This is a genomic window from Deltaproteobacteria bacterium, assembly GCA_030654105.1.
GTDB lineage: Bacteria > Desulfobacterota > SM23-61 > SM23-61 > SM23-61 > JAHJQK01.
On sequence record JAURYC010000198.1, the window covers coordinates 1 to 7,499 of the forward strand.

Annotated in this window: 4 protein-coding genes; all 4 read left to right on the plus strand. The window is 49.5% G+C overall.

Features of this window, described 5'->3' with window-relative positions; translation table 11 throughout:
- Positions 1-1,080, plus strand: a 1,080-nt coding sequence (gene pilQ / locus Q7V48_08200; protein MDO9210716.1) for a type IV pilus secretin PilQ, incomplete at its 5' end; no start/stop codon positions are given.
- 197 nt (positions 1,081-1,277) lie between these two features.
- Complete coding sequence (leuS, locus tag Q7V48_08205) at positions 1,278-3,863, plus strand: leucine--tRNA ligase (GenBank protein MDO9210717.1); 2,586 nt, start codon at positions 1,278-1,280, stop codon at positions 3,861-3,863.
- Between the two features lie 79 nt (positions 3,864-3,942).
- Entirely contained in the window at positions 3,943-6,699 is a 2,757-nt protein-coding gene (locus Q7V48_08210; protein MDO9210718.1) for a DUF799 family lipoprotein, read from the plus strand.
- The coding region (locus Q7V48_08215; protein MDO9210719.1) for a hypothetical protein at positions 6,696-7,499 on the plus strand (804 nt) is incomplete at its 3' end. The genes Q7V48_08210 and Q7V48_08215, both read left to right, overlap by 4 nt.

The following is a 7,499-nucleotide window of genomic DNA, read 5'->3' on the forward strand; positions in this document are numbered from 1 at the left end:
CGGGAGGATAAGCAAAAAGAAGAGGATCTTCTGATCAAATCCAGGGAGAGCCGGGAAAAGTTGGAAGCGTTAACTACGGAAACTATTGTAGTGAATTATGCCAAAGCTGCAGACCTGCAAAAACTCCTCAGAGAAAAGGAAGAAAAAGGAAAAGGATTTTTAAGCTCTCGGGGTTCCGTAAAAGCGGATGAGCGGACGAACACCTTAATCATTCAGGACGGCAGGCCGCAAATTGAAGAAATTCAGAGTCTCATTAAAAAATTAGACACTCCCACCCCTCAGGTGCTCATTGAGGCCCGTATTGTGCAGGCAGTCACGACTTTCGCGCGCTCATTGGGTGTTCAATGGGGGGGCAGTTACAACCAAACGGGTACCCCATGGTCCTGGGGATTAACTGGGAATAATCCCAGCGCAGCAGCAGGCTGGGGATTTACTCCCAGCGCCACGGGGGCCAGCACAGCCCTGATTACCCCGTCTAACTTTGTGGTAAACTTCCCAGCCTCCACATCCAATACCCCAGTAGGGGGGATGGGTATTTCCTTCGCCAAATTGACGGGAAATTTAGTGAATTTGGATTTGCGCCTTCAATTGGGCGAGAGCGAGGGTCAAACCAAAGTAATCGCTCGGCCTAAATTAGCCACGTTGACGAACCGGGAAGCGGTGATCAAACAGGGGGAAAAAATCCCCTATGAGACGACTTCTCAGGCCGGAACCCAAGTCCAGTTTATTGATGCTGTTCTTTCCTTGAAAGTAACTCCCCAGGTGACTCCGGATGGAACCATCATGATGAAAGTCGTCGTCACGCGGGATGCCCGGGGAGCCTACCGCACCCCCGTGATGCAGGTTCCCAGCATCGATAACCGCGAGGCCTCCACGGAAGTTCTGGTCAAAGATGGAGAGACCATTGTCATCGGCGGGATCTATGAATCGGAGAACACCGAAACTCAGCAGGGGATTCCCTGGGTGATGAAAATTCCTGTCCTGGGCTGGTTGTTCAAAAATAAGGAAGTTCTAAATATTAAGAGAGAACTGCTGATCTTTATTACGCCAACCCTTATGCAGGCCAAAGCTGCATCTTAAAAATATTACCATAAAAATTTATAGGGCACCCGTAAGGGTGCCCTTTTTTTTTGCCCCAGTGGGGAATAAATAGTTGGGAATTATTGGTTCGGAGTCATTAGATCTCCGAACTATGAACTCATAACTGCCTTTATTTAGTCTTGCAGCCAGAAGATGATTATGGTATTTTTTTTCATCTGTTTATTTTAGGAGGATCAATGGCTAAACGGTATGCCCCCCAGATCGTGGAAGAAAAATGTCAAAAGATCTGGGCAGAGAAAAGACTTTTCCAAACCTTCGAAGACCCACAAAAACAAAAGTATTACGTGTTAGAGATGTTTCCCTATCCATCGGGGAAGATCCATATGGGACATGTGAGGAATTATTCAATCGGCGACGTGGTGGCACGCTATAAGCGTATGCGTGGCTTCAATGTTATCCATCCCATGGGTTGGGATGCCTTCGGGATGCCTGCTGAGAATGCGGCGATCCAACACGAGGTCCATCCCGCGCAATGGACGACCGATAACATCGCTGCCATGAAAAACCAACTTCAGCGGATGGGATTCAGCTATGACTGGGACCGGGAGTTAGCTACCTGCGATCCTTCCTATTACCATTGGGAACAGTGGCTCTTTTTAAAAATGTACGAGAAAGGATTAGCCTATCAAAAAACCTCTTCGGTCAATTGGTGTGAAAAATGCCAGACCGTATTGGCCAACGAACAGGTCGAAGCTGGGCGGTGCTGGCGATGTAGCGAAGAAGTAATCCAGAAAGAGATGGAAGGATGGTTCTTTAAAATTACGGCTTACACCGAAGAATTGTTAGAATATTGCGACAAACTTCCCGGCTGGCCAGAACGGGTAGTCACCATGCAGAAAAACTGGATCGGTCGGTCCGTAGGAGCCACCGTTCATTTTCCGTTATGGGAAAGAGAAGGGTTTATCCCCGTCTTTACTACTCGTCAGGATACAGTTTTTGGGGCTACTTTTATGACCTTGGCCCCCGAGCATCCGCTTACCCTGGAACTTTCCCAAGGAACCCCGCAAGAGAAAGAGGTGCTCGATTTTGTAGAGCGGATTAAAAAGCAAGATCGGGCCAAACGGACCGCGGAAGATTACGAGAAAGAAGGCCTTTTTATCGGGGCCTACTGCCGGAATCCCCTCACGGGCATGAAGATGCCTATATTTGCAGGCAATTTTGTATTGATGGAATATGGAACGGGAGCCGTGATGGCCGTCCCTACCCACGATCAGCGGGATTTTTATTTTGCCAAAAAGTTTGACCTCCCCTTAGTGGTGGTCATCCAACCAGAGGGAGGACCTTTGTTAACGGCTGAGACCATGTTGGAGGCCTACAGCGGGGAAGGAACTTTAGTCAACTCTGGGCCTTTCAATGGAATGTCCAGCATACAGGCGCGAGAGGCGATTGCCGCCTACCTGGAGGAAAAAAACCTGGGGCAAAAAGCGGTGAATTATCGCCTGAGAGATTGGGGAATTTCCCGGCAACGTTACTGGGGAGCTCCGATTCCCATCGTTTATTGTCAGGATTGTGGAACCGTTCCCGTTCCGGAAAAAGATTTGCCGGTGATCCTTCCCCACGAGGTCAAGCTAACCGGCATGGGAACATCCCCTTTGGCCTACGTTCCCGAGTTCGTGAACACATCCTGTCCTCTTTGTGGGAAGCCGGCTAAACGAGAAACGGATACCATGGATACCTTCGTAGAATCTTCCTGGTACTTTGAACGCTTCTGCAGTCCGAACGAAAACCAAGATATGTTTGACCGGGAGAAGGTAAAATACTGGATGCCTGTGGATCAATACATCGGCGGGATCGAACATGCCATTTTACACCTTCTTTATTCCCGCTTTTACACCCGGGTACTGCGGGACTTCGGCTTAGTAGATTTTGCCGAACCTTTCACCAATCTTTTGACTCAGGGAATGGTAGTGAAAGAAACTCATTTCTGCGCTCGAGATGGTTTCCTGTTCCCGGAGGAAGTAGGGGAGGGGGCGATTTGCCGGAAGTGCGGCAATGCCGTCCAGGTTGGGCGTACGGAGAAGATGAGTAAGTCAAAGAAAAATGTGGTGGAGCCGGATCATTTGGTACAACAATACGGAGCAGACACCGTCCGCCTATTCTGCCTTTTTGCTTCACCGCCGGAAAAAGACCTGGAGTGGAGCGAGCAAGGCGTGGAAGGAGCTTCGCGGTTTTTACAGCGAGTTTGGCGCCTGGTAGATGAGCGGGCGGGAATATCCAGGATCGCTGAGTGGCCTCACCCGGAGTGGAAACTTTCGGAGGGCCTTCAAGCTCTGAGGCGTAAAACCCATCTGACGATCAAGAAGGTAACGGAAGACATCGAAAATCGGTTCCATTTCAATACCGCGATCAGCGCCGTGATGGAGCTGGTGAATCTTCTTTATCAGGGCGAAGAAAGGGGAAAAGATTCAGACCCCCATACCTTGGGGGTTATGCGAGAAGCGCTGGAATCTGTGGTTATCCTTCTCTCTCCCATTGTTCCCCACATTGGCGAGGAACTTTGGGAGATGCTGGGGTATACGGATAGCATTTCCCAGGTTCCTTGGCCAAAGTATGAAGAAGAAGTTATAAAAGAGAAAGAGGTTTTGCTGGTCATCCAGGTAAACGGGAAACTGCGCGGGCGAATCATGGTCGGTGTGCATGCCTCCGAAAATGAAGTGAAAGAAGCGGTACTGGCTAACCAACGAATTCATGAATTATTGAAAGGCCAGAAGATTAAAAAATTCGTTCTGATTCCCAAAAGATTGGTCAACCTCGTGGTATAATCTTCCTTAAAACCCTTCGCCTTCAAGGTGGGGGGAAGAGGGGGCAGACCATCATAAAGGATCCTTCAAGGAGGGACCTATGACAAGGCGAAAGCGAGCACTTTGGGCAACGGTAGCTTTAACTCTGATAATTTTAGTAACGGGGTGTGTTTACACCAAGCAAATAAAGATAGCCCCTCCTATCGTGACTCAATTTGAAGGAGAGTTAAGAGTGGCTCCTTCCCTCAGTGACCGCCCTCCTCAAACCGTAGCCGTTCTTCCTTTCTTGAACCGGACCGATAGAAAAGAAGCCTTCGATATCGTCCGCAAATCCTTTCATGGGCATTTTAGCAGGCTAAATTACACCACCATGCCTTTATTCAAAGTGGATGAATCTCTCCGCCAGGCCGGCTTGGATACACCGGAAAAAGTTGCCCAGACTTCCGAGCAGAAGCTACAGGAGATCCTTAGAGTAGATGCCCTCATTCGAGGTGGCGTTACTCACTACGATCGACTCTATTTAGGGGTTTACTCCCAGGTGGCCGTGGGAGCAGAAGTCCGGATGATGGACGGGAAAACTGGAAAAGAACTTTGGTGGGCCAAAGACGTCTCCCGGAAACATGAGGCGGGGATAACCACCTCCCCGGTGGGGTTAATTTTAATTGCTGTAACTACGGCTTTAAATCTGCGGGAGATTGAGCTCCTTCGCTCCTCCGATGACCTTTTTCGCGAAATGGTCAAAACCATTCCCCAACCTACTCTATCCCAGGCTTTAAAGCCTCCAACGATTACGATCTTAGCTCATGATGGAATGAGGCGTTCGGACAAGTACGGCCATAAGATGGGAGACGTCATCAAGGTAGCTATGGAAGGAGACCCACGCCTGCGGTCCTTCTTCCGCATTGGGGATTTTAAAAAGGACATCCCCCTGCAGGAAGAAGAGCCAGGCACCTATACCGGAAGCTACAGAGTCATGCCCGGAGATAATGTGGAGGAAGCCCTTATAACGGGTATGCTGATCAATGACACTGGGAACGCTACCGAATGGGTGGATGTTTTAGGGCCAGTTACTATTGATACCACACCGCCGGACACGCCCAAGGGATTAAGCGTCATTGGAGGGGACAGAATCGTGGACCTGAAGTGGTCGAAGAACGTGGATAAAGACATCGCCAGGTATAAAATTTACCGCAGCATCACCCCTCTGACCGGATACCAGGAAGTAGGGAGCACTGAATTAACCACCTTTCAGGATAAAAACCTTAAGAACGAAACGAGTTATTACTATAAAGGTGCTGCCTTGGACCTAGCTGGCAACGAGAGCAAACTATCCGATTTAACGAAGGCCACACCGGTAACACCTGGTCCAACTTCGGTAAAAGGGATGATTTTAGGGGAGGTAACCTGGTACGCGGGGGCCAGCCCTTATATTATCGAAGGTGAAGTTCTGGTTGGCCCCAAAGCCACCCTCACGATCGAACCTGGGACGGTCATCCGTTCCAAGGGCGAGGGAATCTCTGTCCTCGGGAAATTGATTGCCAAAGGAGACCAGACCAGCCTGATCGGCTTTGAATCCGTAGCGCCGGGGCAGCAGTGGAAAGGGATCATTTTTAACAGCACGAAAAATGAAGACAGCACCATTGAATACACCCGGATCAAAGGGGCTCTAACGGGCATTACCTGTCTTTCGTCTTCTCCGTTGATCAGCCACAACGAGATTGCCAACAATCAGGTAGGCCTTCAGGTCAGCGAGTCTTTTTCCAGACCTAAAATCTTAGGGAATGTCATTGCCTCCAATTTTTCTTCTGGAGTTGAAGTATCGGCTGCGGCGAGTCCTACTTTGGAAGAAAACGAGATTTGCGGAAATCGCCAAGACGGGGTATTCATTAGAGAAGCCCAGCCGATTATGACGAAAAACTGGATCCATAACAACCAAGAAGTCGGGGTGCGAATTTTTTCATCCTCTTTCTCCCTGCTGAACAACAATATTCATGACAATGAAAAATATGACATATATAATGATCCTAAAAAAGACGTTAAGGTGGAAGCCAATGACAATTGGTGGGGTACCAAGGAGGGATTGAAAATCATCGGCAAAATTTTTGGCAGGGTGGACTACCAGCGGGTTCTTGACGCTCCTTACCCGCAGGGCAAACCTGTGGAGCTTCCCATCCTGAAAGGTCCATTGGGTGGATTGGTTGAACGAGATTCTTTCCTGACCCTGGCGCACAGCCCTTATGTATTGGAAAAAGACGTACGCGTGGAGAAAGGAGCCATCCTGTTCATTGAACCCGGTGTTACCTTGAAATACAACCCGGGAACTTCGATCATCGTGAAGGACGGCGGAATCGATGCCCGGGGTACGGCCGAGCGAGTGATTACTTTTACTTCCAATAGTTCGTCACCCTCCCCCGGAAGTTATCCTTCGGCTGTTAGGTTTGATCAAACATCCAAACCGGCCAGTTTTTTCCGATATTGTATTGTAGAGTACGCGGAAACAGGGTTGGATATCGCTTACGGGGCACCCGATATCGACCATTGCTTTATCGCCCACCATTCCCAGGCTGGCGTTAAAGTGGCCAACGATGCCGAACCAAAAATCTTTTATTGTACCTTCTCCAGAAATTCAGGAACGGGAGCCATTTTGGCCCTGGGAACATCCAGGCCAAAGATTAACCGGAACAATTTTCTTGATAACCCGTTTGCCATTCAAAGTTTTTCCTCTATTTACCTAGATGCCAAAGAAAATTGGTGGGGAGCGAGTCCACCCAAGGAAACGTTGTTTTTAGGAGAAATTAATTATAAATCCTGGTTGGATGCTCCGGAAGCAGGAGTCTTCCAGGGGAGGAAACAATGAAACGAAAGGTGGCCGGCCTCTTAGGCTTATTCTTAATGCTGGTTTTTTGGACAGGCGGAAGCTGGGCCAGTCAAGTGGAGGTAATCGAGCCGATTGGCAGTGGTGAGATAAATTGGTCCAAAGGAGTCATAACGGCCAAGGGAAGTGGCGCCCCCCCGAAAGATGCGAAAAACATTGCCCAGGCCCGTTTGATGGCCGAACGAGCAGCGTTGGCCGATGCCCGGCGCAACCTCCTCGAAGTACTCAATGGAGTTCGAGTCGATGCAACTACCTACGTGGAAAATCACCTGGCCAAAAGCGACGAGATCAGATTGCAGGCCGATGGATTGATCCAAGGTTCGGCCGAAATAAGAAAAATGAGGAGATATTTATCGGATGGGGCCATTGAAGTGACCGTGGCCATGAATTTGAGCGGGGATTTCTTGGCCTTGATGTTCAGCCTACCGAAAGAATTGCCTATAACCAAACCCCCGGCATCCCCTCTACCTTTAGCGCCCCAGAAACCCAGTATACCGGTTTTACCCGTCCCCCCGGAAAGAAAAGTTGAAGTTCCTCCCGCAGAACAACCGAAAGTTAGAGCAGAAGAAAAGCCGGTGATAAAGCCGGAGCCCCCGAAGCCGGAGCCCCAACCGTTACTTGATGACCTACCCCCGTACACTGGCCTAGTAGTCGATACTCGGGGGCTTAATATGCGGGCTGCGGTGATTCCCAAAGTCCTGGATGAGAAGGGACTGGAATTGTACCAGGGAATGTATGTTCCCCGCGGAAAAGCAGCCCAAAGCGGTCTGGCACTTTACTCC

What these genes read in the sequence shown, in the direction of transcription:
- leuS (MDO9210717.1), top strand. Translation starts at nt 1,278, where the DNA reads ATGGCTAAACGGTATGCCCCCCAGATCGTGGAAGAAAAATGTCAAAAG.
- Q7V48_08210 (MDO9210718.1), top strand. Translation starts at nt 3,943, where the DNA reads ATGACAAGGCGAAAGCGAGCACTTTGGGCAACGGTAGCTTTAACTCTG.